This window comes from Staphylococcus sp. AtHG25 (genome assembly GCF_003217445.1).
Classification (GTDB): Bacteria; Bacillota; Bacilli; order Staphylococcales; family Staphylococcaceae; genus Staphylococcus; species Staphylococcus haemolyticus.
Map to the genome: position 1 here is coordinate 13,118 of NZ_QJSN01000012.1, position 26,498 is coordinate 39,615.

A 26,498-nucleotide genomic window follows, 5' to 3' on the forward strand; every position below is an offset into this window, starting at 1 on the left:
CATGCTAGTAATTTTGAAAATAATTAAATCAATTTATTTACAACTTCTTCAAGTTTATTTCCTCTTGAACCTTTTACAAGAACTTTGTCGTTAGCAACTAAGTTATTTATTAAATATTGAGTTAATTGTTGTTTATCAATAAAATATTCAACGTGGTCAACAAATTGACCTCCTATATCACTAATATACTTTGCATCTTTGCCATATGTTAATAAAGTATGGATGTTTTTACCTTCTAAATATGCGCCTACCTCTTCGTGCATTGAACGACTATTTTCCCCTAATTCAAGTGAGTCAGCAAGTACAATAATTTTTCTACCTTCCATTTGACTCAAAGTATCAATTGCGGCTTTCATACTTGTAGGACTGGCATTATAAGCATCATTTATGATAGTAATATTATCATCAGTAATATGGCGTTCCATTCGCATACCAGTGAGTTGAACATGATTAATGTTATGTTGAATAGTCTCATATTTAAGTCCTAGTTCATGACCAATAGCAATTGCGATAGCTGCATTTTTCATATTATGGATTCCAAGAATAGGTAATTTATAATGTTCATTACCGTTAATAGAGAAAGCAATGCCATCATTTTCACTATGTTCTACTTCGCATACTAAAGCATTATCTTGTTTCAAACCTACACTTAAACATTTAGCATGTTTAATTTCTTTAACATGTGGTTCAAGCAATGGTTCATCACCATCATAGATGAATGTTCCCTCTTTTTTAAGTCCAATTGTTATTTCAGATTTAGCTTTAGCAATGCCTTCACGAGAACCTAAATCTTGCATATGTGATTCACCAATATTTGTAATAACAGCAATATCTGGTTCTGCTATATTAGAAAGTAATTCTATTTCATGGAATCCAGACATACCCATTTCTAATATTGAAATCTCTGTATCTAAATCAAGCTCTAAAATAGTTAATGGTAAGCCTATTTCATTATTGTAATTACCTTGAGTTTTTTTAACTTTAAATTCAGTGTGTAATACACTCTCAATCATATCTTTTGTAGTTGTTTTACCGTTTGAACCAGTAACACCTATTACTTTAGGGTTCACATGTTTAAGATATGCTTTAGCTAATTGTTGTAACGCAATTAATGTATTGTCTACCCATATAATAGGTCCTTCCACAATATCATCAATGTCATGGCCTTTTTCATAGAAAGAAGCCCCAGCGCCATCTTTTAACGCCTGTGAAACAAAGCGATGACCATCTACGTTCTCACCTTTAAATGGTATAAATAACATATTAGTTTTGATTGCACGTGAATCGATCGTCACACCTTTGATGGTTTGTTGTAAATATTGTGAATCAATATCACAAGGTATCCATTCCTGAATTTGCTGTAAAGAAACTTCTATCATTTATGAATCCCTCTCTTAGTCAATTGTGTATTTGTTTTTCTTTTTATCCTCGTGACGTTCTTTAGCTAGGTCAATTAATTTTGTGATTAGGTCAGAATAAGATAAGCCCATATTCTCCCATAAACTTGGATACATACTAAATGCTGTGAATCCAGGCATTGCATTTGTTTCATTAATAAAAATTTGATTGTCTTCAGTAACAAAGAAATCCGCACGTACTAATCCCGAACAATCTGTAGCTTTAAATGCTTCCAATGCCATGTTTCTTAATGTCATTTGTACTTCTTCATCTAATTCTGCAGGAATTTGTAAACTGATTTTACCGTCTTTATATTTTGATTTGTAATCATAGAATGCAACATCTTTGATAACTTCTCCTGGCCATGTTGTTTCAGGATAGTCATTGCCTAATACAGCTACTTCAACTTCACGAGCATTAATACCTTGTTCAATAACAAGTTTACGGTCAAATTGGAAAGCTTCCTCAATACCTGATTTTAATTCATCCTCATTATTACATTTACTAATACCTACACTTGAACCAAGATTTGCAGGTTTTACGAATACTGGATATGTAAGTTTATCTTTAACGAGTTTAATAATGTTACCCTCATATTTTTCATATTCACTTCTTAAGAAACTAATGTAAGGTAATTGAGGCAATCCTCTATGTTCAAATAATTGTTTCATGACAAGTTTATCCATTGAACTTGATGCAGCTAGTACACCATTCCCAACATATGGTAAATCAAGAACTTCAAATAACCCTTGAATTGTGCCATCTTCACCATTAGGGCCATGAAGTAATGGGAATATAGCATCATAAGGTTTACCATCGCTACTTTCTTTAAGCAAAATAGTGATTTCGCCCGCTTCTATATCTGTCATATTTAGGGATTCAATTTCTTTAATTTCCTCAGTGATATTTTCTTTTTTCTTCCATAAGCCATCATTCGTAATATAAATGATATCCACTAAATATCTTTCTTTATCAATTGCATTAAGAACATTTTGCGCAGTCAATTTAGAAACATCATGTTCAGCACTTTTACCACCATATACGATACAAATGTTTTCTTTTACCATAAGTAGTTCCTCCATTAAGAAAGATCATAACTCAATCATTTATGAGAAGTATTAAACTATTACGTTATTTCAACTTCTTACAAATGTCTATATCTCTTTCAATTCATTTTTACATTTTCTTTTTAGTTAACTATCAATATTTTATAAATTTTATTTAGTTTAAACTATGCTTTCTAAAAATCAATATTATCACAGTCTAAAGTGATTTTGCATTTATCAACTTAAATCTAATTATGTTTAATTAATTTTTTTGGTTTTTATTAGATTAATTTACCAATCATAATTCAAACACAATTTTAGATTGAATTTTTAGTTTTCTATATTCTGCCTGTTATTTTCTAGCAAATTAATATAAAGTCATGTAAAATTTGTATATAATATTAATCGTTCGATTATAAGAATTTAAGGAGTTTTCTCATGAAATATTCATCCCGTCAACAGCCTTCAAAACATTGGCTACGTAAGATAGACTGGATACTTGTAGCATTATTAACCATACTTGCCATTATAAGTGTTACTACGATTAGTTCAGCTATGGGTGGAGGACAATATAGTGCAAACTTTAGTATTCGCCAAATCATTTATTACATATTAGGTGCTATTATCGCATTAGTTATTATGCTTATTTCACCTAAAAAGATTAGAAATAATACATATATTCTTTATTTTATCTTTTGTGTACTACTTATAGGTTTACTCATATTACCTGAAACATCTATTACACCAATCATTAATGGTGCTAAAAGTTGGTATTCATTTGGACCAGTAAGTATTCAACCCTCAGAATTTATGAAGGTCATCTTAATTCTAGCATTAGCAAAGAGCGTTTCTAACCATAATCGTTTTACTTTTAATAAATCTTTTCAAACTGATTTGGTCTTGTTCTTTAAAATCATAGGAATTTCAATAGTACCAATGACTTTAATCTTATTACAAAATGACTTAGGTACAACGCTTGTGATTTGCGCTATTATAATAGGAATAATGTTAGTTAGCGGTATTACATGGAGAATCTTAGCCCCATTATTTATAGCCGCTTTTGTTTTTGGAGGAACTATTATATTAGCTATCATTTATAAACCAACGTTAATTGAGAGCCTTCTAGGTGTGAAAATGTATCAAATGGGGCGAATTAATTCTTGGTTGGATCCATATTCATATAGTGCTGGAGACGGTTATCACTTAACAGAATCTTTAAAAGCGATTGGGTCTGGTCAATTATTCGGTAAAGGATTTAATCATGGTGAGGTTTACATTCCTGAAAATCATACAGATTTTATATTCTCAGTAGTTGGAGAAGAAATGGGATTTATAGGCGCTGTAGTTTTACTACTCATCTTTTTAGCATTAATTTTTCATTTAATTCGACTAGCTACGAAAGTTGAATCTCCATTCAGCAAAATATTTATCATAGGCTATGTATCACTACTTGTCTTCCATATATTACAAAATATAGGTATGACAATCCAATTACTACCTATTACCGGTATACCATTACCATTTATTAGTTACGGCGGTAGTTCACTATGGAGTTTAATGGTTGGTATAGGTGTCGTCTTATCTATACATTTCCATCAAAGACAAACAATGCCTAATAAAGAAGCGTAATCACATTTAAAAGTGATTACGCTTCTCCCTTTATCAATTGCTAGCAGACTATTTAAGTTCTTGGCGCACAGGTGTTGTAGCTGGCAATGTATTAATAATGTCTAAACGAGATTTAGTTTTTTTAATATTCACACCTAATGACGATAATAATTTAACAACATTTTGCAATTTATCCGAATTACTCATGGCTTTCACCTCGTTTTATGACTTCAAAGTTATACTACCCCAATTATCGATGTTTTACTACATTAATTCAGCATAAAATTGATATTTAATAAAATTATTTTAATTTATCAACCTAATACCTTATAACCATCATCATAAATTTCTTTTTCAATACTATTTAAATTCGTTGGTGTTTCAAAAGAAATTTTAACTAATTGGTCATTTAGTTCTACAATTACTTCATCTACACCTATCATCTTCTCAAGTCTATGTTGGAGCGAATTAGCTTGCTCTTCAGTATTTAATTCACTAATTCTAATTTCACTAAAGTTCATTTAATTAACCCCTAATCTTTCATTAATTTTTGAAATGTCACTAACAATTCTTCCATCGCTTCTTCTTGAGCGCCGTTATTCACTTTATCCATGATACAGCTTTTCATATGATGATCTAGCAACTTAGTGGCCACACTATTTAATGCAGATCTTGTAGCTCTAATTTGAGTTAGCACGTCATCACAGTATGCATCTTCTTCAATCATGCGATTAATCGCTCTAACTTGCCCTTCAATACGATTTAGTCTTGATTTTAAATTCATTTTAATTTGCTCGGAATGATGTGCATTTTCATGATTATTCAAGGTCGTCACCCTTTCTAATAGTACTATCATATCGTATAATTTACCTTCATATTCGTCAAACACTGTAACTTATTTACATGAAAAAGGGTCATGCTATTTAGTTAATGCCATGATACAATTAAGTTTAAGAAAGTACTAGACTTATCTTATTCTTGCAAGAATTAAAAAAATAAACAGGAGGCGTACTATGGTAGAAATATATTCAATGTCTTTCACGCATTCCTCATTGATTATTAATATCATTTTAATTGCTGCCTTTATATTAAACTTAATTTTTGCGTTTGTTATTATCTTTATGGAGCGGCGTAGTGCTGGTTCAATATGGGCTTGGCTACTTGTTTTAGTATTTTTACCAATTATAGGGTTTATTTTATATTTACTATTAGGACGCCAAATTCAACGCAATCGTATTTTTAAATTGAAAAAGGAAGACCGTAAAGGCCTTGCTATGATTGTCGATGAACAAATTGAAGCATTAGAAAGCGACGATTTCTCAAAGGGTAATCATCAAATTGTTAAGTTTAAAGAAATGGTACGCATGTTACTTTTTAACAATGCTGCATTCCTTACTACTGATAATCAAATCAAGATTTATACTGATGGCCATGCAAAATTTGATGCATTATTAAGTGATATTAAAAATGCAAAGGATTATATACATATTCAATACTATATTTTCAAAAGTGATGAATTAGGTCATCGAATTCTCTCAGCACTTGAGGATAAACTTGATGAGGGCTTAGAAGTTAAAATGTTATACGATGATATGGGATCAAGAACTTTAAGAAAAAAAGATTTAAAACACTTCCGTCAAAAAGGTGGACATGTTGAATCTTTCTTCCCTTCTAAACTCCCACTTATAAACCTCCGTATGAATAACCGAAACCATAGAAAAATAGTTATTATTGACGGTAAAATTGGTTATGTTGGTGGTTTTAATGTAGGAGACGAATATTTAGGTAAAGATAAAAAATTTGGATATTGGCGAGACACTCATTTGCGATTAGAAGGAGATTCTGTAAACGCACTTGAACTGAGATTTATATTAGATTGGAATTCACAATCAAACCGTGATTCAATCGAATATGAAGATCGCTATTTTCCTGATGTAGACTCTGGTGGAACAATAGGTGTACAAATTGCCTCAAGTGGTCCTGATGAAGATTGGGAGCAAATCAAATATGGTTATTTGAAAATGATTTCTTCAGCTAAACAATCTATCTATATTCAATCACCCTATTTTATTCCTGATCAAGCCTTCATTGATGCAATTAAAATAGCAGCTTTAGGTGGTGTAGAGGTCAATATTATGATTCCTAATAAACCTGATCATCCTTTTGTTTATTGGGCTACCTTAAAAAACGCAGCTTCTCTATTATCAGCTGGTGTGAAAATCTATCATTATGATAATGGTTTCTTACACTCCAAAACATTAATTATTGATGATGAAATTGCTTCAGTAGGTACTGCCAACATGGATAATCGTAGTTTTACATTGAATTTTGAAGTAAACGCATTTATCTATGATGAAGCAATTGCAATTCAACTAAAAGAAGCATTTATTCAAGATATGAAAGTATCCTACCGACTCACTGAAGACTTATATAATAAACGAAGCCTGTGGATCAAATTTAAAGAAGGTATATCTCAATTACTTTCACCTATTCTATAGATAATTTAGATATAGTAGTTTAAAAAATTACATTGAAAATATAATAGACTTAAAATACTACTTTAGTCCCGAACTTATCTGAACAATAAGGAGATTAAAATGGATGTAACACGACAAATAGAATTAGCCCATCGTTATATGAAAGATTTTCATAAAAATGATTATTCTGGTCATGATATTGCACATGTAGAACGTGTAACGTCACTAGCTCAAACAATCTCTAAATGCGAGCAACAAGGAGAATATTTAATTATCACACTATCTGCATTACTTCATGATGTCATTGATGATAAGTTAACAAATAAAGCCAATGCTTTAGATTGTTTAAAAACATTTTTAAAGAACATTCGTGTATCTTTTGATCAACAACAAAAGATTATTTACATCATTCAGCATTTAAGTTATAGAAATGGACAAAATAATCATGTAGACCTTCCTATTGAAGGACAAATTGTTAGGGATGCTGATCGACTAGATGCGATTGGTGCTATTGGTATTGCTAGAGCATTTCAATTTTCAGGCCATTTTAACGAGCCAATGTGGACAGAATCACCACATAGAGACATACCTAATATTGAAACGATTACTAATTTAGAACCTTCAGCTATACGTCACTTTTATGATAAATTATTAAAATTAAAAGATTTAATGCATACTGAAACTGCTAGAAAATTAGCTAGAGAAAGACATGCGTTTATGGAACAGTTTTTAAATCAATTTTATAAAGAATGGCATATATAAAAAAAGGTCGATACCCTACGTAAGGATATCGGCCTTTTTACTTACTAGTTTCAATTAAACTAATTTATTTTTTCTTTTTATTATTCTTAGAAACGACTTGAGTGTTTTTACCTTTTTTATTTGAGTTACTATTATTTTCCTCAAATTTTTCAATCATTGGTGCAACTTCTCTTCGAGCAACTTTTTCATAGTACATATTGGCGAAGTAAGTTTGAACAATCAAGAATGCCGCACTGACTGACCAATATAAACCTAAAGCTGAAGCCGAACTTAATGAAATCCAAATAATCATGATTGGTGATACAATCATCATCATATATGTCATTTGACGTTGTTCTTGAGGCATTTGCTTACTTGATACCCAAGCTTGGATAAAGTAAAGCACACCGGCAATAATAGTAATCCAAATATCAGGATGTATTAAATTAAACCATAAGAAGTGAGGATGTTCTGCAATACCGCCACCAATACGGTAACGTAATACAAAGTATAATCCCATGACAACTGGCATTTGAATTAATACAGGTAAACATCCTAATGCACTCTTCATTGGATTAATATCGTATTTCTTATAAACTTCCATCATTTCTTGGTTTGCTGCCATTTTCTCTTCTTGAGTACGTGCACGTTTAACTTTCTCTTGCACGCCATCAACTTCTGGTTTGGCAACTTTCATTTTTTCACGCATCAAATGACTATTTTTATAGTTTGATAGCATGAATGGTAACAAGATAATACGTATTACTAAAACTAATACGATAATTGCAATACCGTAGTCATCGTTAAATACTGAATGGCCTAACCAATGTAATACTTTAGACATTGGTTCTACGAATGTATTATAGAAAAATCCATCTCTATTACTAGATTTAGAATAGTCACATCCGGCTAAAAAGACCATTACCCCTAATAACAAAGGTAGTAACGCTTTCTTCTTCATTTTTACACCTCTATTGATATATTCACATAGAGATTATTTTATCATAGTAACCGTGTACTAGAAAACAAAAAAAGAAAAATTTTATTATTTATTTGAAATAACTTTTCATTTTAGTAACAGTCTTGTCAATATTATGACTACGTGCAATCGCTGAAATAACTGAAACACCATCTGCACCATTTTGAGCAATAGGTTCAATATTGTCTTCTGTTATGCCTCCAATTGCTACCATTGGTAACGAAGGATTGATGTTCTTTATTTTAGCAATCATTGATGGACCTACTGGTGCGTTAGCATCATCTTTAGAGATTGTTGCAAACATAGGTCCAACTCCAATATAATCAACGTGTTCTAAATCCGAATGATAATATTCTTTCTCATTTCCAATACTAAGCCCAATGATTTTATCTCTAAAACGTTCAGCAAAAGACTTCACATTTTCATCATCTTGCCCTACATGAATACCGTCTGCATTTATTTTTTCAGCTAAATCAACATCGTCATTTACAATAAATGGTACTTGATAGTCATGACATAGTTTTAATAAATCAATTGCTAAATCTTCTTTCGCAACACCATCTAATGATGTTGGCCCCTTTTCACGGAATTGAAAAAGGGTAATTCCAGCTTCTAAAGCTTGCTTTAGTATTACTCTAATATCTTTTTCTTCTGGAACATCTTGTGTACCGCAAATAAAATAAACGTTTAATAATGATGAATTAAACATATTATTCAACCTCTTGTCTTTTGACTTGGTGTTGGTAAGTATTAAAGTCAATGTTATACATTTGATCTAACAGTTTGGGTAAAAATGTACCTGGTCCATTCACTTGTTGATCCTTTTCAGCAATTTCAGCAGCAATATTATAAATGCTCACTGCTTCTTCTAACACTTGTAGTGTTGGATTTTCTTCTCTAAATAAGAAACTCGCTACAATACCACCGAGTAAACATCCAGCACCAGTAATTTTAGCTAATAAAGGTGACCCATTATATAACTTGACAACTTTGCCACCTTGGACAACAACATCATCTTTACCTGTTAACACGATGGCTGTATTCAATTCCTCATGGGCTCTCTTAGCTATTTCTACAACATCTAAGTCAGTTTCACCATCTGTACCTTTCATCGTTGTAGTCGCATCTACTAACGTTAAAATTTCTGAGGCATTTCCTTTAATTACTGATACTTTCACTTCTGATAAGAATTTTTGGCAAAATGCTTTACGATATGAAGATGCACCAACTGCCACTGGATCAAATACAATCGGTGTTCCTTGTTGATTCGCAATTTTACCAATTTCCAATATGTCTTGTTCATTTGCTTTAGTCATCGTGCCAATATTAATAAGTAATGTACCAGCGACTTTATAAAATTCCCTCGCTTCTTCAGGTGCTTCACTCATTGCTGGGCTCGCGCCGATACTGAGTAAACCATTGGCTGTAAAATTCTTCACGACATCATTTGTATAACATACAACTAGAGGGTTCTCTTGTCTCAAACGTTCTAAGTTATTCATCATCTAAACCTACTTTCTTCATATAAGCAAAATGGTTTACCGGCCCTCTACCCTGACCAATCTCTGGCGTATATTGAATACTTAATGAAATAAATTTCTTAGCTTTTTTTACCGCTTCATAGATTGATTTCCCTTTTGCAAGTTCTGCAGTAATTACCGCTGAAAATGTACATCCGGTGCCGTGAGTATGTTTTGTATCAAAGCGTTGATCTTCAAAAGTATATACATCATCCTTAGTAAACAAGAAATCTTTGGCATTGTTTAAATCAGTTGAATGCCCACCTTTTATTACGACGCCTTTACTACCTATCTCGTTAATAAATATGTTACCAGCTTTTCGTATATTTTCTTCAGTGTCTAGTTTGATACCTGTAATTTCCTCTGCTTCAGGAATATTTGGCGTGACGACATCTGCTAAAGGTAGTAATGTATTCTGTAAATGTTTCTTAGTATCATCATCCATGAGTGAATCACCACTTTTAGCAAGCATAACTGGATCAATAACATATGGAATATCTGAGTGTTGTTTCAAATAATGTTGGATTAACTCCATTGTTTCATGAGTTGCAATCATGCCTGTCTTAATAGCATGTGGTAATTCATCATTAAAGACACTGTCTAATTGTTCTTGTACCCAACTTGTCTCAAGATTATGGATATGTTGAACGCCTTTAGTGTTTTGCGCAACGATACTTGTAATCGCTGCCATACCGTAGACGCCACAGGAATGAAATGATTTTAAATCGGCCATCACACCAGCGCCACCTGATGGATCAGTTCCTGCAATTGTTAAAGCAATTTTGGGTTTATGCATTTTTATCGCCTCCGAAGTTCCACTGTTCATTAATATAAGCCATATTAAAGAAATTACGTTCATGTATGGTACTTTGTAAGAAACTTTCTTTAATATCTTTCTTCTCTTGTTCTGTACAATTTGTTGTTAATTTATCTAATAAATTATCAAATACTTCAATTAATGGTCGCATTTCTGTACTATAGAAATCAAACCATTTTGCTGTAACAGAATCTCTATTTAGGTTTTGATCCTTTAATGCCATTTTAGCTACTACTTCATATACATAAGGACAAGGTGCCATTGCAGCTATAGTATACGCAGCATTTTCATGAGCATATGCGTGATAATACATATGTTTAATGTAATGATCTCCACTAGGTGGCCATACTTTTTCTTTAACAATTTCTTCATAAGGTTCGTTGATATAATCTGCTAGGATTTCATGTGCTTCAACCTCACCATCAAGCATAAATTCAATTTGTTCAACTAAAAATTTGACATCCTTCATTGATGGCGCTTTTGGGATAAGAAGTGCATATAAATTTGTAAATTCTTTCAAATATGACGCATCTGCTCTTAAATATTGACGTACTGCTTGAGCATCTAAATCCCCTTTTAATAGGTCTTGTATAAAACCATCATTATAAATCTCTTCAATAATAGGTTGCGCAGCCTCTTTAATCTCAGTTGAAAATGTCATATTAATCCTCCTTAAATTTAAAAAATGCTACATTTCAACGTAGAAATGTAGCTATCATTCAATAAAGAGAACGTAACATTTACATAACTACTTTCCTACGTTGGTACTAACCAAATCAGGTTGTAAGGGTCTGAATTAATCATCTCAGCCATTTACTATGGTTCCCCTAGTAGCATTAATCTATTAATTTAACAATATCAAAATGACTGCTTTTTATCAAACAAAACAAAAAAGAGTGGAACAAAATTCACTGTTCCACTCTTACTTTAAATGATTAAATTACTATATTATGCAGTTACCCATTGTGAAGCGCCTGCAGTGTTATATAATTTAACTGCTGCAGCATCTTGTACGTGTTCAGGAGCTTGTGCTGGTGAAACACCTTTATATTCATCAGGAGCTACTGAATCCCAAGTAGATTGTAAGAATTGATATTTACCTGCTGCACCTGAACTTGGGTTGATAGCAGTAATGTCGCCACCAGATTCACGTTGTGCAATTTGTTGTAAATGACTGTTAACATTTACAGAAGAACCACTTGAAGCATTGTTATTTGAAGAACTTGAGTTAGAAGTTGTAGCTTCAGTTTGTGGTTGTTGTGTTTGTTCAGTTTGAGGTGCTTGTTGTGTTTGAGTTGGTTGAACTTGACTAGATTGTTGTTGAGAACCAACTTGTTCAGCTGAAGTTTGATTAGAAACAGTTGAAGCTTGTGCACTTACATCTTGTAGTTGAGAAGCTTGACCTGATTGTGCATAGTTCCAGCTCCAGTTAGTACCATCTGATTCAAAATGATAAGTGAAACCTTCATAATCAAAAGTTACATTGTAAGCACCCTCTTGAATAGGGCTATCATTTAATGATTGATCATTTGATTGAGCTAATTGAGCTAATTCTGCTTTATTTACTTGAGCTTCGCTCGCATCTACGTGTCCAGCGTTGCCAGCAACTACTCCTAAACCTACTGCTAATGATGAAGCAATAATTGTCTTTTTCATAATATATATATCCTCCTAAGAATGTTTGTGTCTTAATTTATTTTTACAAGTACAACTTTAACATCCATAAAATCATAGTAGGTTACAGTGAAATTAAAAAAGACAGGACTTTTTTACATAGAAATTACATTAGTAAAACCATAATTATTTCAATTGCAAACTATCATGACAGCTTTGAATAGGTATATAAACATCTTTTCTTTGTAATATTTATGAAATCTTTCAGATAAATAAACGGGTAATTTAATAGCCTCCCTTATAAATTCTTTATATAAGAGAGGCCATGAGTATAATTAAAAGAAGTTTTTATAGTAAATAGGGATGGAGTTATTAGAACATTAGTTAACATCAATCACTTCAAGGTGATCAAAGGAATAAGCGTCTTCATCATATGTGGCGTTAAGAAGATTATTATCGTTTTTAGATTTAGGGGACATAAATTTAATTGTTTCAACATATAATTCAGTCACAAAGTGCGTTTGACCATCTTTATCGTACTTACGAGATCTCATTTGTCCTGTAATACCAACTAAAGTGCCTTGGTCTGTATATGATTCTATATTTGTTGCTATTTTACCAAATGCCTTACAAAAAATATAATCACAAGCTATTTCATTATTTTCATCTTTATAATTACGGTCAGTTGCAACACAGAACGTAGCTATCTTCACCTCCTCGTTTTCAAATATTTGTGCCTTTTTGGTCAATCGACCTACTATCACAATTTTATTTAGCATGTGTCACCTCCTTCTATAACTATATTATTCATTTATAATTTAGGCGTCAAAATTCTATTTTTAATATTTTTATTCCTCTTAATACACAAAGTTTGATATATTTAAAGAAAATAATTGTAAAACTCATATTAGATTATTAATAATTTCATTTTTTGCATAATTTTAAATTTTTTTGGGGATGTGATGAAGTGAAGACATTTAAAGCTGTACGTTTTCAAATCGTTAACGAAAATGGTGGAATAACTGAATTCAAGTTAGAAGATGGTGTAATCATTAATAAAGAAAATAGTGGCACAGGTTGGCTCTTAGAGGTTGTCATTTCAAATGCACATTATGAGACAATGAAAAAATATTATGATGATCAAACTTTATTGGACATTAGAGTCGTGATAACGCGTCCTTCAAATGATCCCGCTTTATTTGATGCCACAATTAAAAGCATTTCTGAATTCGAAACAACAATGTCAATAGTATTTGACTGTCATATTTATACTTTACGTCAAGTATATGCAGAGAGTTTATTAGAACAGCTAATTGATGAAGGTCTTTCTGGTGAAGAGTTAAAAATAACATTCAATCGAATGATGCAATCAAAACCAAAACTTAAAGAAGAAAAATTTGAGAGAGAATAAAAAATTGCCTCCTAACACTTTATTAAGTTAGGAGGCAATTTTTTATTATTTAAGCATCTTGAATTGCAAAAGTTAGTTCACAACTGCAAGCTAATTGTCCACCAACAGTTGCTTTAGCTGTACCTTTTCCAATCGGACCTTTAATTTTAGTAATTTCTACTTCTAACATTAAAGTATCACCAGGAGTTACTTGCTTTTTGAATCTACATTTATCAATACCAGCAAATAAAGCAATTTTACCTTTATTCTCTTCACTGTTTAGCATAGCAACAGCTCCTGTTTGAGCTAAAGCTTCAGTAATTAGTACGCCAGGCATCACAGCATAATCTGGAAAGTGTCCTTGGAAAAAAGGCTCATTACCAGATACTTGTTTTAAGCCCACACATCTTTTGCCTTCTTCATATTCAACTACACGGTCTATTAGTAAAAATGGTTGTCTATGTGGAATGATTTGTTTAATTTGATTATAATCGAAAATTGTTTTCATAATGTAAATCCTCCAGAAGTTTATACGAAAAATATATTATTAATTATTTACTCTTTCAATGTTAGCACCCAATGATTTTAATTTCTCATGGAAATTAACGTAACCACGGTCTAAATGTTTCAATTCAGTAACCTGAGTTGTACCTTCAGCTACTAAACCAGCTAATATTAATGCCGCAGCTGCACGTAAATCCGTTGCTTTAACTTGAGCACCTTGTAATTGACTCTTACCTTGTATTTTAGCGCTTCTGCCTTCTACAGTAATATTTGCATTCATACGTCTAAATTCGGCAACATGCATAAATCTATTTTCGAAGACTGTTTCAGTTATCACTTTATGGCCTTCAGCTGTTAATAATAACGCCATCATTTGTGATTGCATATCTGTTGGGAATCCGGGATGTGGCAATGTTTTAACGTCAACTGGTTTAAGTTCATCCTCAGCAGTGACTCTTACACCATCTTCTTGGAAATCTAAATTAACACCCATTTCTTCTAGTTTATAAATTAAACTAGTCATGTGTTCCTTCACAGCGTCTCGAACAAATACATCACCACGTGTAATTGCAGCAGCTATGATAAGGGTACCTGCTTCAATTCTATCTGGAATAATTGAATGTTCAACACCTCTTAATTTTTCGACACCATGAATTGTAATAGTATCAGTACCAGCTCCGGTAACTTTACCACCCATTTCATTGATATAATTTGCTAAATCAACAATTTCAGGTTCTTTAGCAACATTTTCAATTACTGTTTTACCCTTTGCAAGTGAAGCAGCCATAATAATGTTTTGAGTTGCACCTACACTAGGGAAATCTAAATGAATATCTGTACCTTTTAAACCATCTTTTGTACTAGCATAAATATTTCCATTTTCAAGGTGAATTTCAGCACCTAGAGCTTCAAAACCTTTAATATGCTGCTCTATTGGTCGTGCACCAATTGCACAACCACCTGGTAATGCGACAATGGCATGTCCTAATCGAGCTAGCAAAGGACCCATAACCAATATGCTCGCACGCATCTTACTAACATATTCATAAGGTGCCTCTTCTTTTAATGTTGTAGATGCATCAACTAATACAGCACCTTCTTCTTTGTTATACTCCACATTAGCGTTTAATGTTGATAACACATTATTTATTGTTACAACATCACTTAGATCTGGAACGTTAACAAGTTTACTTTGACCTTCTGATGCTAACAGTGATGCAGTTAGTACTGGTAAAACTGCATTTTTAGCTCCTTCAACTTTAACTTCTCCAGTTAGGCGATTGCCACCTTTTATAACTATTTTATCCATAATAATCCTCCACTTTAAACTCTTATTACTATCATCATTTCCCGATTTTCAATCAATTATTTATTTATTATATCCATTTTTAAAAAGAATTTACAATAAACTCATTATTGAAATAAAAATTTCACTTGTGTTGAGAATTGTAATAAATCAATTAAAAAATTACTGACAGTTGTACCCAATAATACTGCTAAAAACATTAGACAAACTTGTACTTGAGTAGCATAGCCTTTTTTAAAAAATTGATCTAATTTTAGAGAGTTTAATGCCCAATAAGCTACGCAAATACACAGAACATGTAAAATTAAGTGTACTATTGCAAATTGTTCAATATAATCCATGACATTCTCTCCTTTTAGATTTCTGTACTATATTGTACATTAAATAAGCACAGAATGGTACTAATCGTGACTATGATACAACATAAAAAAGGTTTGAAAACTAATGTTAGTTTCCAAACCTTTTTAATTATTTTAATTCTGCTACGCGTAAGCGGTTTTCAGCTCTTGCCAACGCTCTTTTAGCTCTGTTTATATCACTGTTATCCTGATCTTCTAAATGAGATTGTGCTCTTTGACGAGCTAATTTAGCTCGTTCTACATCAATTTCACTTGCAGTTTCAGCTGTTTGAACAATGACAGATACTTTATGTTGTCTAATTTCAACAAAGCCACCACTAACAGCTATATATTCAGTACCATTTCTAAAATTCACTTTTACATGGCCTGTTTTTAATGCGGCAACTGTCGGAATATGCCCACTCATGACACCCATTTCACCAGCTGTAGTTTGAAAAACAACTAATTCAACGTCATCTTTTTCGTAGACTGAACCATTAGGAGTGACAATATCAAGATTAACTGTACTCATTATCTATACCTCCTAATTGTTTAGACTTCAACACCCATATCTTTTGCTTTGGCAATGACATCTTCCATACTTCCAACTAAACGGAAAGCATCTTCAGGAATATGGTCATATTTACCATCTAAAATGTCTTTAAAATCAGCTACTGTAGTTTTAACAGGAACGTATGAACCTTTTTGACCAGTGAATTGTTCTGCTACATGGAAGTTTTGTGACAAGAAGAATTGAATTCGACGTGCACGTTCTACAGTCAATTTATCTTCTTCTGATAACTCATCCATACCTAAAATAGCAATGATATCTTGTAATTCTCTATATTTTTGAAGTGTTGATTGGACATCTCGTGCCACTTCATAATGCTCTTGACCAACAATTGCTGGTTCTAACGCTCTTGATGTAGATGCTAAAGGATCCACGGCAGGATAGATACCCATCTCAGTTAATTTACGTTCTAAGTTAGTTGTAGCATCTAAGTGAGCGAATGCAGTTGCTGGCGCTGGGTCAGTATAGTCATCGGCTGGTACGAATACAGCTTGAATTGAGGTTACTGAACCTTTATTCGTTGATGTAATACGTTCTTGTAATTGACCCATTTCCGTAGCTAAAGTAGGTTGATAACCTACAGCTGATGGCATACGTCCTAATAATGCTGATACTTCTGAACCTGCTTGAGTAAATCTGAAAATGTTATCGATGAATAACAGAACGTCTTGTCCTTGTTCATCACGGAAATACTCAGCCATTGTCAATGCAGAAAGTGCCACACGCATACGCGCACCAGGTGGCTCGTTCATTTGACCAAATACCATTGCTGTTTTCTCAATAACGCCACTATCTCTCATTTCATAATATAGGTCGTTACCTTCACGTGTACGTTCACCTACACCAGCAAATACTGAAATACCACCATGTTCTTGTGCGATATTATTAATCAATTCTTGGATTAAAACGGTTTTACCAACACCGGCACCACCAAACAGACCGATTTTACCACCTTTGATGTATGGTGCTAATAAGTCTACAACTTTGATTCCAGTTTCAAGAATTTCTACTTCAGTAGATAATTCGTCAAAGTTAGGTGATTGTCTATGAATTGGATCACGTCTTACTGAACCATCTAATTTATCTTCTAAATCAATTGTGTCACCTAATACGTTAAATACACGTCCTAAAGTTACTTCGCCAACTGGTACTGAAATGTCTTTTTCAGTGTTCTGAACTTCCATACCACGTTGAACACCATCTGTTGAATCCATGGCAATTGTACGAACAACGTCATCACCTAGTTGTAATGCAACTTCAAGCGTTAATTCAAAAGTACCATCTTCTTTGGGAACTTCGATGATTAAGGCGTTATTAATTTCAGGTACTTCATTATGTTCAAAACGAACGTCAATAACAGGACCCATAACCTGAGTTACACGGCCATTACTCATGTTGTTTCCTCCTTTAAATTATTATTCAAGTGCTGCGGAACCACCAACAATTTCTGTGATTTGTTGAGTGATTTCAGCTTGTCTAGCTCTATTATATTGTAATGATAAGTCATCAATAAGTTCAGTTGCATTATCAGAAGCATTTTTCATTGCAGTCATTCTCGCTGCATGTTCACTAGCCTTAGCATCTAAAATCGTTCCATAAATTAAACTTTCAACATATTGAGGAAGAATAACACTTAGGATAGACTCTTTATCAGGCTCAAATTCATATGAAGACATTTGGCCTTGACCTTGGCTAGAATCTTCACGAGATAATGGTAAAACTTGTTTAGTTGTTGGTTTATTTTCAAGAACACTAACATAGTGACTGTAATAAATTTTTAATTCGTCAATATGTTCTTCACTGAATAAGTCAATCGCATGTTTAGCAATTGCTTGTATTGATTTAAATGAAGGTTGATCAGGAACATCAACAAGTGAATTCTCAATTTCATAACCTCTATTTTTAAGGAAATCAACACCAGATTGACCCAATACAATAATACTATATTCGTCACTGCTAGAATGCTTTTCTTTAATATCATTAATAAGTCGTTTTAGTACATTTGAACTATAAGCACCTGCTAAGCCTTTATCACTTGTAATAACTAGGTAGCCACTACGTTGAACTTGTCTAGGTCTAAGCATAGGATGACTAGAATTTTTACTAGCACCTGCAATTGCAGTAATAGCATCTTGCATTTTCTCCATATAAGGTTCAAATTGTTTAGTGTTTTTTTCAGCTCGACGTAATTTTGAACTTGATACCATATTCATCGCTTTGGTAATTTGTTTCATTTTTTTCGTCGATTTAATACGACCATCTATCTCTTTTAATGAAGCCATTATCTCACCACCCTTTCAATTTAAAGTTTAATTATTCAGATTTGCTAAAGCTTTTCTTGAATTCATTAATAGTTGCTTCAAATTTATCATCAGATGGTAAGCCACCAGTTTCTCTAATTTCATTTAATAAGTCTGAACCATTTGATTTAGTCCAACTATTCAATTCATCTTCAAAACGTGTGATGTCTTCTACAGGAATATCATCTAGGTAACCTTTTGTTAATGCATAGATAATTAAAACTTGATTTTCAACAGGAAGTGGTTTGTTTTGATCTTGTTTCAAGACTTCAACCGTACGTTTACCTCTTTCAAGTTTTCTAGCTGTAAATTCATCTAAATCAGAACCAAATTGTGCAAATGATTCTAATTCTCTATATGAAGCTAAGTCTAAACGTAGCGTACCTGCTACTTTCTTCATTGCTTTAATTTGAGCAGATCCACCTACACGTGAAACTGATTGTCCCGCGTTAATCGCTGGTCTTACACCTGAGAAGAATAAATCAGATTGTAAGAAAATTTGTCCATCTGTAATTGAAATTACGTTAGTTGGTACGTATGCAGAAATATCCCCTGCTTGTGTTTCAATGATTGGTAAAGCAGTTATTGAACCGCCACCTAAATCATCATTAAGTTTAGCTGCTCTTTCTAATAATCTACTATGCAGGTAGAATACGTCACCTGGATACGCTTCACGACCTGGTGGTCTACGTAATAATAATGATAACTCACGGTAAGCAGCAGCTTGTTTAGTTAAATCATCGTAAACGATTAATACATGTTTACCATTGAACATAAACTCTTCACCCATAGTTACACCTGAGTAAGGTGCAATGTAAAGTAATGGTGAAGGTTCAGATGCTGAAGCTGAAACAACAATTGTGTAATCTAATGCACCAGCCTGACGCAATTTTTCTACATTTGCACGCACAGTTGAATCTTTTTGACCAATTGCTACGTAAATACAAATTGTATCTAAACCTTTTTGGTTTAAGATTGTATCAATACCGATTGTTGTTTTACCTGTTTGTCTATCTCCGATAATTAACTCACGTTGACCACGTCCAATTGGAACTAATGCGTCAATCGCTTTAATACCAGTTTGAAGTGGTTCGTCAACAGATTTACGAGCCATTACACCTGTAGCTTTTTGCTCAACAGGACGTGTTTTAGTTGTATTGATAGGACCTTGCCCATCAATAGGTTGACCAAGTGGGTTAACAACACGACCAATAAGTTCTTCCCCTACTGGAACTTCCATAATACGTCCAGTACGTCTAACTTCGTCGCCTTCAGTAATTTCAGTATATGGTCCTAAAATAACTACACCCACATTTGATTCTTCAAGGTTTTGAGCTAAACCAAGAACACCATTTGAAAACTCTACTAGCTCACCAGCCATACAGTCATTTAATCCGTGAATTAATGCGATACCGTCACCAATTTGGAGTACCGTACCAACATCAGTTACAGACATTTCAGACTCATAATTTTCAATTTGTGAGCGAAGTAATGCACTGATTTCTTCAGCTTTTATGGCCATCTATGTCACTCCTCTTTATTTTAGTTTACTCTTCTAAATTTGCGTTCGATTTGTTCTAAATCTTTTTTAACACTGCCATCTAGCACAGTAGTACCAACTTTAACTCTAAATCCTCCAATTAATTCTGGATTTATTTTCGTAGTAATATGTACTTGAGATAAATTAGTTTGTTTTAAAATTAAGTCTTTAATGCGATCAAGTTCTTCATCACTTAATTGATAAACTGATTCAACAATTGCTGAATCTTCATTATGATACTCATTATATAAACTTTTGAATTCTTTAAAAATTGAATTGATAAGTACTAAATGACGATTATTAGCTAATATCATTAGCATATTTTTCAAATAATAATTAGCATCTCCAAAAATGATACCAACAAATTTGCGTCTTTCAGAAGCTGGTTGGTTAGGATTTGAGTCAATTGCTCTAAAATCTTCACCATAGTTTCTCGTAGCTTCACTAACTTCACTCAATTCGTCATACATTAAATCTAATATGTCTTTATCAATAGCTACGTCAAATAATGCTTTAGCGTATTTATTTGCTACATTTGCCATTATTTATCGCCTGCCTCTTTTAAATACTTATCAACAAGTTCTTTTTGATCTTGTTCTGAAATTTCTTTTTGAAGTACTTTAGAAGCAATTAATACTGATAATTCAGACACTTGATTGTTAATATCCGCTAATGCACGTTCTTTCTCGCTATTGATTTCACTTTGAGCAGTTTCAATCATACCGTTTGCACGAATATTTGCTTCATGAATGATTTCTTCGTGTTGTTTACGTGCTTGAACTCTAGCATCTTCTAAAATACGTTGAACTTCATCTTGAGTTTGTTTTAGTGTCTTTTTGTTTTCTTCTTCAAGTTTTTGTGCATTTAATTTTGCTTCTTCGGCTTCATCAATGTCTCTATTGATGTCACGTTCACGTTTATCCATTACTTCTTTTAATGGACCCCAAGCAAATTTTTTAAGTAGTGCTAGTAATATAGCAAATGTGATAAATGTTACAATGACAGTACCCCATTCAACTCCACCACCTGCTGCACCTAGAACGAATGAATTAGTTAATGCATTCACTGGCATTTGACACTCCTTTCATAATTAATCACCACTTGCCATTAAATAAAACGAACGGCGAAGATCCAAGTGACTTCGCCATGAAATTTTCTTATTGGAAAAGAGTCATGAATGCGATTACAACACCGATGATAGGTAATGCCTCAACTAAACCAATACCGATGAACATGATACTCATTAATTGTCCACGTGCTTCTGGTTGACGAGCTACACCTTCTACTGTTCTTGAAACGATAAGACCGTTACCGATACCTGCGCCTAGTGCTGATAAACCAATTGCAATTGCTGCTGCGATTAAACCCATATTAATAATTCCTCCTAAAATGTTTGTTTAAGTTAATGTGTGTCCGCTACTTTGTGGGACATGTAAACCATTGAAAGCATGATAAATATATATGCCTGGATTGAGCCAACAAAGATTGAGAATCCTTGCCATACGATTAAGCCTGGAATACCTATAATCCAACCCCAAGCACTACTTACAACTAAACCGGCTAATAATGAAAGTAATAATTCACCGGCAAAAATATTACCATATAAACGTAGTCCAAGTGTTAATGTTGAAGAGAATTCTTCAAAAACATTGATAATTGCTAAAGGCCAGAATGGTTTGAAGTAATTACCTATGTATGCCTTAGTACCACGCATTTTCACACCATAATAGTGTGTAAGTAATATCATCATAGTTGACAATGTCAATGTGACTGTTGCATCTGCTGTTGGAGATTTCCACCAAAGATAATGATCTTTAGTCACTATAGCAAATGGTAACCCTAACATGTTTGCAACAAAGATAAATAATATCAATGTTACAGCTAAGAAGTGAAACTGACCACCTTTTTTCCAAGCCATATTACTCTCAATGATGCTTCTCACAAAGTCAAAGATCCATTCAATAAAATTTTGTTTACCTGATGGTCTTTTCTTTAAATTACGTGTACAAATAATAGCTATAAGAAAAACAATGATTGCTGTAATAACTAACATCATGATGCTTGCTAAATTGAAAACGAGATCAAAACCAAACACATTCCAACTCACGAGCGGGTTTTTGTGATCCATGTACTCACCTCTTTCGTTCTTAAAATTTTAACTCTTTAGCAGTAGAGGGCGTAGTATGATTAAAACATAAGAAAACATAAGACCTATCATTATTCCAATAATATTGACATAAACTTTTAATAAAAACCATATTACGCACGCAATGATAGCGACTAAGTACCTCCAAGTATTGCCTGTAGAAATATGTATATTATCTGGTTGTTTTGCCCGAGATAAATATAATTCGAAAATATAGGTATTTATTAAAGATCCAACTGTGCCGATTATCAATCCAAGAATAAAAGGTTTTGGAATAATGATATACAATACACCCAATAAAATTAGAAAATAAATATAATATTGAATGAATTGTTTAAATATGATGCTGAAACGCCTCATTTTTTTCCTCCAAATTAACTTATGACAACCATGCAAACCGTTCCACTCATACAAATTTAATAATAATATAGGGTAAATAGTGTGTCAATTCTATTCAAATTGTTGTAAAAATTAACTATTTAATTGTCAAAAAATGTTCACAATTATGATTATTTTATGAATTGAAAGACTTTGGCATTTTTGAAGTTAAGCCGAAATAATATTTTATACTCTCACATATTCTCAAAGATGCATTGCCATCACCATAAGGATTTTGAGTTAGCGCCATTTGAGCATAAATCATTTGATTATCTAAGATTTCTGTTGTTGATTTAAAAACATTATCAAAATCAGTGCCTACAACCTTTAAAGTACCTGCTGTTACACCTTCTGGTCTTTCAGTTACATCTCTTAGAACAAGAACAGGTTTATTTAATGAAGGGGCTTCTTCTTGAATCCCCCCTGAATCAGTCAAAATTAAATATGCTTTATTTGCAAAATTATGAAAATCTACAACATCGAGTGGTTCAATTAATTCTATACGTTCATGTTCTCCTAAATACTCGAAAGCTAGTTCTCTTACTTTAGGATTTAAATGTAAAGGAGACACAATAACGATATCTTCATATTCATCCACAATTTTGCGCATCGCTTTGTAAATATCAATCATTGGCTGTCCGACATTTTCTCGTCTATGGACAGTTAATAATATAATACGTTTACCTTGATGTTTTCTTATAATATCTGAAGTATATTCTTTTTGAATTGTTAGTTCGAGTGTGTCGATAGCAGTATTTCCAGTAATAATAATTGAATCTGGACTCTTGTTTTCTTGAAGTAGATTATTAGCCGCCCCTTTAGTAGGTGCAAAATGTATATCGGCTAAATTACTTACCATTTGCCTATTCACTTCTTCTGGAAATGGCGCATATTTATGTCGCGTTCTTAAACCTGCTTCAACATGACCAATAGCAACTTTATTATAAAAAGCAGCAAGAGCACCAGAAAATGTTGTAGTTGTGTCGCCATGAACTAATACCATATCTGGTTTCTCTTTTTTTATAACATCTTCAAGTTTCGTCATAGCTCTTGAGGTAATGTCGGAAAGTGTTTGACCTTCCTTCATAATATTTAAATCATAATGTGGCTTAATGTTAAAAGTATGTAATACTGAATCTAACATCTCACGATGCTGAGCAGTTACAACAATCATTGGTTCTAACTCAGCATCATATTCGAGTGCCTTTACTAAAGGTGCCATCTTAATTGCTTCTGGTCTAGTACCAAAGACTGTCATAATTTTTTTCATACTTTAAGCTCCTAAATACTATTTTGTACCAAATAATCTGTCCCCAGCATCACCTAAACCAGGCGTAATGTATGCTTTGTCATTTAATTTTTCATCTAATGCTGCAATATAAATATCTACATCATCATGCGCCTCTTGCATCTTTTCTACACCTTCTGGTGCTGCAATTAAACACATGAATCTAATATTTTTTGCACCGCGTTTCTTTAATGAATTGATGGCTTCAATTGCTGATGCTCCAGTTGCTAGCATTGGATCTACAACAATGATTTGTCTCTCATCAATATCTTGTGGAAGTTTAGCAAAGTATTCTACTGCTTTTAATGTGTTAGGATCACGATATAGACCAATATGACCTACTCTGGCCGCTGGTACTAGATTTAACACACCATCTGTCATACCTAAACCAGCTCTAAGTATTGGAACGATCGCCAATTTTTTACCAGCTAATCTTTTTGCAGTCATTGTTGTTACTGGCGTTTTAATTTCTACATCTTGTAGTTCTAAATCTCTAGTAACTTCATACGCCATTAACATGCCTACTTCATCAACAAGTTCTCTAAATTCTTTAGTTCCCGTATTCATATCACGGATGTAACTTAATTTGTGTTGAATTAGTGGGTGATCAAATACATGTACTTTACTCATTTATATTTCCTCCAAAATTTTATAAATTATTCATATAGCGGATATTTAGCAGTTAAACGACTTACTCTTTCTCTTGCTTCTTTTAATTTAGTATCATTATTAGGATTTTTTAGTGCTAAGCTAATAATACGACCTACTTCTTTAAACGCTTCCTCATCAAAGCCTCTCGTAGTCGCTGCAGGTGTACCTAAACGTATACCACTTGTTACGAATGCTTTTTCTTGATCAAATGGGATTGTATTTTTATTACATGTTATTCCAATAGAATCTAAAGTCGCTTCAGCTTCTTTACCAGTAACATTAACTGAATTTTTAACATCTACAGAAAGTAAATGATTATCAGTTCCTCCTGAAACAATTCTAAAGCCTTCTTCTTGCAATGTTTGTGAAAGTACTTTAGCGTTTTTAATTACTTGTTCTTGATAAACTTTAAAATCTTGCTCAAGCGCTTCACCAAACGCAACAGCTTTAGCTGCAATGACATGCTCTAAAGGGCCACCTTGAATTCCAGGGAATATTGTTTTATCAATATCTTTCTTATACTCTTCTTTACAAAGAATTAAGCCTCCACGTGGGCCACGTAAAGTTTTATGAGTAGTTGTAGTTACAAAGTCTGCATGTTCAACAGGATTTGGATGTAAACCTGCTGCTACTAAACCAGCGATATGGGCCATATCAACCATTAATTTAGCACCAACTTCATCAGCGATTTCTTTAAACTTTTTAAAATCCAGTTGTCTTGAATATGATGATGTACCTGCAACTATCAATTTAGGTTTATGCTCATGTGCTAATTGACGCACCACTTCATAGTCAATTTTTTCAGTTTCCTTATCTACACCATAGTCAACAAAATTATAGAATTTACCACTAAAATTAACTGGTGACCCGTGTGTTAAGTGACCACCATGACTTAAATTCATTCCTAAAACAGTATCACCCATCTCTAGAGCGACAAGATAAACTGCCATGTTTGCTTGAGAACCGGAATGTGGTTGCACATTTACATGTTCAGCACCAAATAATGCTTTAGCTCGTTCGATAGCAATTATTTCTGTAACGTCTACATAATCACAACCACCATAATAGCGACGACCAGGATAGCCTTCAGCATATTTATTAGTCATTACAGAACCTTGTGCTTCCATTACCGCTTCAGATACAAAATTTTCAGATGCTATTAATTCAATGTTGTTATTTTGTCTATTGTATTCATTTTGAATCGCTTCATAGACAGCTTTATCTTGATTTTGGATATAAGACATAAAAATCCCCTCCTACGCTTTCAAGCTTATTCGTATTTAGCTCGTTCACCACCGATTTTCTTAGGTCTTGAGGTTGCAATCGTTACAATTGCTTCACCAACCTGTTTGACACTTGTCCTAATCGGTACACAAACATGTTTAATATGCATTCCAATTAATGTTTGACCTATATCAATACCTTTAGGTACTGAAATATGTTCAACTACGATTGGGTCATTCATATGCTTATAAGCATATGTAGCAAGACTACCTCCTGCGTGAACATCGGGAACAACAGTGACTTCTTCCATAGTTAGAGGGTTGAAATCTTCACGTTCAATTGTGACTGCTCTATTAATGTGTTCACAACCTTGGAATGCAAAAGAAACACCAGTATCTTGTTTCACTTCTTCTAATGCATTAAAGATCGCTTCAGCAACTTCCATTGATCCTACAGAACCAATCTTCTGTCCTATAACTTCAGAAGTCGAACATCCTATCACACAAATTTCATTTTCATTGAAAAATGATTGCGATTTAAGTTCATCAAGCAAAGTTTTAAGTTCTTGCATTGAAATCTCCACCTTAAATACATAATTAAAAAGAAGCATAGCAAACTAGCTATACTTCTTCATTATAACTTATTTAAAGCTTAACATATAC

The 26,498-nt window shown here is 33.1% G+C and carries 32 protein-coding genes and 1 riboswitch; of the genes, 4 read left to right on the forward strand and 28 right to left on the reverse strand.

Features of this window, described 5'->3' with window-relative positions:
• Positions 1-23: 23 nt before the first annotated feature.
• Together BDW31_RS09165 and BDW31_RS09170 are read right to left on the reverse strand one after the other, a co-directional pair.
• Positions 24-1,379 carry a UDP-N-acetylmuramoyl-tripeptide--D-alanyl-D-alanine ligase gene (locus BDW31_RS09165; protein WP_110709580.1) on the reverse strand — a complete coding sequence of 452 codons (1,356 nt, stop codon included), beginning with the start codon at positions 1,377-1,379 and terminating at the stop codon, positions 24-26.
• Positions 1,380-1,394: 15 nt separating this feature from the next.
• Positions 1,395-2,465, reverse strand: coding sequence for a D-alanine--D-alanine ligase (locus BDW31_RS09170; RefSeq protein WP_053020221.1), 1,071 nt, complete (start codon positions 2,463-2,465; stop codon positions 1,395-1,397).
• Positions 2,466-2,882: 417 nt separating this feature from the next.
• Between BDW31_RS09170 and BDW31_RS09175 the strand changes: the two genes are divergently transcribed.
• Positions 2,883-4,073, forward strand: a complete 1,191-nt coding sequence (locus BDW31_RS09175) for an FtsW/RodA/SpoVE family cell cycle protein (RefSeq protein WP_037551974.1) — start codon at positions 2,883-2,885, stop codon at positions 4,071-4,073.
• 48 nt (positions 4,074-4,121) lie between these two features.
• Here the strand turns inward: BDW31_RS09175 and BDW31_RS09180 are convergent, their stop codons facing one another.
• The 3 genes from BDW31_RS09180 to BDW31_RS09190 form a co-directional block, all read right to left on the reverse strand.
• On the reverse strand, positions 4,122-4,259 hold the full coding sequence (locus tag BDW31_RS09180; RefSeq protein WP_011275260.1) for an Lmo0850 family protein: 138 nt from the start codon (positions 4,257-4,259) through the stop codon (positions 4,122-4,124).
• A 107-nt stretch (positions 4,260-4,366) separates the two neighbouring features.
• Positions 4,367-4,573 (reverse strand): putative copper chaperone CsoZ, encoded by a 207-nt coding sequence (gene csoZ, locus BDW31_RS09185; protein ID WP_037551971.1) that lies wholly within the window; start codon positions 4,571-4,573, stop codon positions 4,367-4,369.
• A gap of 11 nt (positions 4,574-4,584) precedes the next feature.
• Positions 4,585-4,836, reverse strand: coding sequence for a metal-sensitive transcriptional regulator (locus BDW31_RS09190; protein ID WP_375342106.1), 252 nt, complete (start codon positions 4,834-4,836; stop codon positions 4,585-4,587).
• 229 nt (positions 4,837-5,065) lie between these two features.
• On the opposite strand from BDW31_RS09190, the gene cls reads away from it, so the two are divergent.
• Both cls and BDW31_RS09200 read left to right on the forward strand, forming a co-directional pair.
• Positions 5,066-6,550, forward strand: a complete 1,485-nt coding sequence (gene cls, locus BDW31_RS09195) for a cardiolipin synthase (RefSeq protein ID WP_037551969.1) — start codon at positions 5,066-5,068, stop codon at positions 6,548-6,550.
• Positions 6,551-6,649: 99 nt separating this feature from the next.
• Entirely contained in the window at positions 6,650-7,291 is a 642-nt protein-coding gene (locus BDW31_RS09200) for an HD domain-containing protein (protein WP_110709583.1), read from the forward strand.
• Between the two features lie 64 nt (positions 7,292-7,355).
• Here the strand turns inward: BDW31_RS09200 and yidC are convergent, their stop codons facing one another.
• The 7 genes from yidC to BDW31_RS09235 all read right to left on the reverse strand — a co-directional run bounded on the left by yidC (position 7,356) and on the right by BDW31_RS09235 (position 12,979).
• Positions 7,356-8,231, reverse strand: coding sequence for a membrane protein insertase YidC (yidC, locus tag BDW31_RS09205; RefSeq protein WP_037551964.1), 876 nt, complete (start codon positions 8,229-8,231; stop codon positions 7,356-7,358).
• 88 nt (positions 8,232-8,319) lie between these two features.
• A complete protein-coding gene (gene thiE / locus BDW31_RS09210) occupies positions 8,320-8,958 on the reverse strand; it encodes a thiamine phosphate synthase (protein WP_037551962.1) in 639 nt (212 codons plus the stop codon).
• Position 8,959: 1 nt separating this feature from the next.
• Positions 8,960-9,751 (reverse strand): hydroxyethylthiazole kinase, encoded by a 792-nt coding sequence (thiM, locus tag BDW31_RS09215; RefSeq protein ID WP_110709584.1) that lies wholly within the window; start codon positions 9,749-9,751, stop codon positions 8,960-8,962.
• Positions 9,744-10,565: a bifunctional hydroxymethylpyrimidine kinase/phosphomethylpyrimidine kinase gene (gene thiD, locus BDW31_RS09220; protein WP_037551958.1), complete on the reverse strand. Its 822-nt coding sequence runs from the start codon at positions 10,563-10,565 to the stop codon at positions 9,744-9,746. Before thiD ends, thiM begins: the two co-directional genes overlap by 8 nt.
• Positions 10,558-11,247, reverse strand: a complete 690-nt coding sequence (gene tenA, locus BDW31_RS09225) for a thiaminase II (RefSeq protein ID WP_110709586.1) — start codon at positions 11,245-11,247, stop codon at positions 10,558-10,560. Before tenA ends, thiD begins: the two co-directional genes overlap by 8 nt.
• 75 nt (positions 11,248-11,322) lie before the next feature.
• A riboswitch (TPP riboswitch) is annotated at positions 11,323-11,425 on the reverse strand.
• A 109-nt stretch (positions 11,426-11,534) separates the two neighbouring features.
• On the reverse strand, positions 11,535-12,242 hold the full coding sequence (locus BDW31_RS09230) for a transglycosylase family protein (protein WP_110709587.1): 708 nt from the start codon (positions 12,240-12,242) through the stop codon (positions 11,535-11,537).
• Positions 12,243-12,580: 338 nt separating this feature from the next.
• Positions 12,581-12,979 carry a single-stranded DNA-binding protein gene (locus tag BDW31_RS09235; protein ID WP_110709589.1) on the reverse strand — a complete coding sequence of 133 codons (399 nt, stop codon included), beginning with the start codon at positions 12,977-12,979 and terminating at the stop codon, positions 12,581-12,583.
• Between the two features lie 188 nt (positions 12,980-13,167).
• On the opposite strand from BDW31_RS09235, the gene BDW31_RS09240 reads away from it, so the two are divergent.
• Entirely contained in the window at positions 13,168-13,611 is a 444-nt protein-coding gene (locus BDW31_RS09240) for a YwpF-like family protein (RefSeq protein WP_110709590.1), read from the forward strand.
• A gap of 49 nt (positions 13,612-13,660) precedes the next feature.
• Here BDW31_RS09240 and fabZ read toward each other — a convergent pair whose 3' ends face one another.
• From fabZ to BDW31_RS09320, 16 genes are all read right to left on the reverse strand, one after another.
• Positions 13,661-14,098 (reverse strand): 3-hydroxyacyl-ACP dehydratase FabZ, encoded by a 438-nt coding sequence (gene fabZ / locus BDW31_RS09245; RefSeq protein WP_110709592.1) that lies wholly within the window; start codon positions 14,096-14,098, stop codon positions 13,661-13,663.
• 39 nt (positions 14,099-14,137) lie between these two features.
• Positions 14,138-15,403 (reverse strand): UDP-N-acetylglucosamine 1-carboxyvinyltransferase, encoded by a 1,266-nt coding sequence (gene murA, locus BDW31_RS09250; protein WP_110709593.1) that lies wholly within the window; start codon positions 15,401-15,403, stop codon positions 14,138-14,140.
• A gap of 104 nt (positions 15,404-15,507) precedes the next feature.
• The gene (locus BDW31_RS09255; protein WP_110709595.1) at positions 15,508-15,741 is read right to left on the reverse strand and encodes a DUF1146 family protein; all 234 of its coding nucleotides are present in this window, start codon (positions 15,739-15,741) and stop codon (positions 15,508-15,510) included.
• Positions 15,742-15,868: 127 nt separating this feature from the next.
• Complete coding sequence (locus BDW31_RS09260; protein WP_011275244.1) at positions 15,869-16,270, reverse strand: F0F1 ATP synthase subunit epsilon; 402 nt, start codon at positions 16,268-16,270, stop codon at positions 15,869-15,871.
• A 20-nt stretch (positions 16,271-16,290) separates the two neighbouring features.
• Positions 16,291-17,703, reverse strand: coding sequence for a F0F1 ATP synthase subunit beta (gene atpD, locus BDW31_RS09265; RefSeq protein WP_037551943.1), 1,413 nt, complete (start codon positions 17,701-17,703; stop codon positions 16,291-16,293).
• Between the two features lie 21 nt (positions 17,704-17,724).
• On the reverse strand, positions 17,725-18,591 hold the full coding sequence (gene atpG, locus BDW31_RS09270; protein ID WP_085060563.1) for an ATP synthase F1 subunit gamma: 867 nt from the start codon (positions 18,589-18,591) through the stop codon (positions 17,725-17,727).
• Between the two features lie 31 nt (positions 18,592-18,622).
• Positions 18,623-20,131, reverse strand: a complete 1,509-nt coding sequence (gene atpA / locus BDW31_RS09275; RefSeq protein ID WP_011275241.1) for a F0F1 ATP synthase subunit alpha — start codon at positions 20,129-20,131, stop codon at positions 18,623-18,625.
• A gap of 20 nt (positions 20,132-20,151) precedes the next feature.
• Positions 20,152-20,691 (reverse strand): F0F1 ATP synthase subunit delta, encoded by a 540-nt coding sequence (locus tag BDW31_RS09280; protein ID WP_037551941.1) that lies wholly within the window; start codon positions 20,689-20,691, stop codon positions 20,152-20,154.
• Positions 20,691-21,221: a F0F1 ATP synthase subunit B gene (locus tag BDW31_RS09285; RefSeq protein WP_037551939.1), complete on the reverse strand. Its 531-nt coding sequence runs from the start codon at positions 21,219-21,221 to the stop codon at positions 20,691-20,693. The genes BDW31_RS09280 and BDW31_RS09285 overlap by 1 nt, the downstream gene beginning before the upstream one ends.
• Positions 21,222-21,306: 85 nt before the next feature.
• Positions 21,307-21,519 (reverse strand): F0F1 ATP synthase subunit C, encoded by a 213-nt coding sequence (atpE, locus tag BDW31_RS09290; RefSeq protein WP_011275238.1) that lies wholly within the window; start codon positions 21,517-21,519, stop codon positions 21,307-21,309.
• A gap of 32 nt (positions 21,520-21,551) precedes the next feature.
• Positions 21,552-22,277: a F0F1 ATP synthase subunit A gene (gene atpB / locus BDW31_RS09295; protein ID WP_011275237.1), complete on the reverse strand. Its 726-nt coding sequence runs from the start codon at positions 22,275-22,277 to the stop codon at positions 21,552-21,554.
• Between the two features lie 27 nt (positions 22,278-22,304).
• The gene (locus tag BDW31_RS09300) at positions 22,305-22,655 is read right to left on the reverse strand and encodes an ATP synthase subunit I (RefSeq protein WP_037551936.1); all 351 of its coding nucleotides are present in this window, start codon (positions 22,653-22,655) and stop codon (positions 22,305-22,307) included.
• Between the two features lie 154 nt (positions 22,656-22,809).
• A complete protein-coding gene (gene wecB, locus BDW31_RS09305; protein ID WP_037551934.1) occupies positions 22,810-23,943 on the reverse strand; it encodes a non-hydrolyzing UDP-N-acetylglucosamine 2-epimerase in 1,134 nt (377 codons plus the stop codon).
• 18 nt (positions 23,944-23,961) lie between these two features.
• Entirely contained in the window at positions 23,962-24,591 is a 630-nt protein-coding gene (gene upp / locus BDW31_RS09310; RefSeq protein WP_037551932.1) for a uracil phosphoribosyltransferase, read from the reverse strand.
• Between the two features lie 26 nt (positions 24,592-24,617).
• Entirely contained in the window at positions 24,618-25,856 is a 1,239-nt protein-coding gene (glyA, locus tag BDW31_RS09315) for a serine hydroxymethyltransferase (protein ID WP_110709596.1), read from the reverse strand.
• A gap of 26 nt (positions 25,857-25,882) precedes the next feature.
• Positions 25,883-26,407 carry a TIGR01440 family protein gene (locus BDW31_RS09320; RefSeq protein WP_110709597.1) on the reverse strand — a complete coding sequence of 175 codons (525 nt, stop codon included), beginning with the start codon at positions 26,405-26,407 and terminating at the stop codon, positions 25,883-25,885.
• Positions 26,408-26,498: the final 91 nt, after the last annotated feature.